The organism is Candidatus Pelagibacter communis (assembly GCF_001179845.1).
Taxonomy (GTDB): Bacteria; Pseudomonadota; Alphaproteobacteria; order Pelagibacterales; family Pelagibacteraceae; genus Pelagibacter; species Pelagibacter ubique_Q.
The window spans coordinates 1-748 of sequence record NZ_CVSB01000046.1; the positions used below are offsets into that span (position 1 = coordinate 1).

The 748-nt window shown below is 21.0% G+C and carries 1 protein-coding gene; it reads right to left on the minus strand.

Going from position 1 to position 748, the window contains the following annotated elements; genetic code table 11:
* Window positions 1–748, minus strand: a 748-nt coding sequence (locus tag AMN81_RS06395; RefSeq protein WP_179850569.1) for a hypothetical protein, incomplete at both ends; no start/stop codon positions are given.

Here is a 748-nt window from a genome sequence, read left to right on the forward strand (position 1 = left end):
ATGAAGTAAACACTCCTTTTTTTAAAAAAGAGGATTGATCTTTTATTTTTACACTTTTTGCTTTTAATCTCGGGTCGTTATTACTATTTCCAAATAATGATTTATTAAATTCTATGTTTAAATCTTTACCATATAGATTATCATTTTCAGTGTTAATCATAACCTCATTTAATAAATATTTGTTTTGCTGATTATCAAGAAATTTTACGTCTTTACCATAAACTTTATCATTATTTGTATTAATCATCACTTCATTTAATAAATATTTGTTTTGTTGATTATCTATAAATTTTAATTCTTTACCTAAAAACTTATTTGTTTTTAAATCAAACAAAAATTCATAAAGTTCAAAATAATTATCAATATCATCTTCAATTTTTGCGAATTCATTAGAGCTTATCTTTCGATCAGTAATATCATATTCAAAGCTTTTAAGATCAATATTATAAATTTCATTGTAAATAATTTTAGATTTTGTTTTTGATAGAATTTTGTTATCAAAAGTTGACAAAATAAATTCTGATCCAGATGCATTAATATTGTTTAAATTATCTTTAAATTGAACATCATTAAATATTTTATACAGGCCTGTTTCTTTATTATATTCAAATTTTTCAGAACTAATGAATATATTCTCACCAACTAAAATTTGAACATCTCCTTCACCAGAGATAATTTTTCCATTTTCTAAAATTTTTATTGAATTGCTTGAATAATTAATTTCCTCACTATTTAATGGAATATTAAA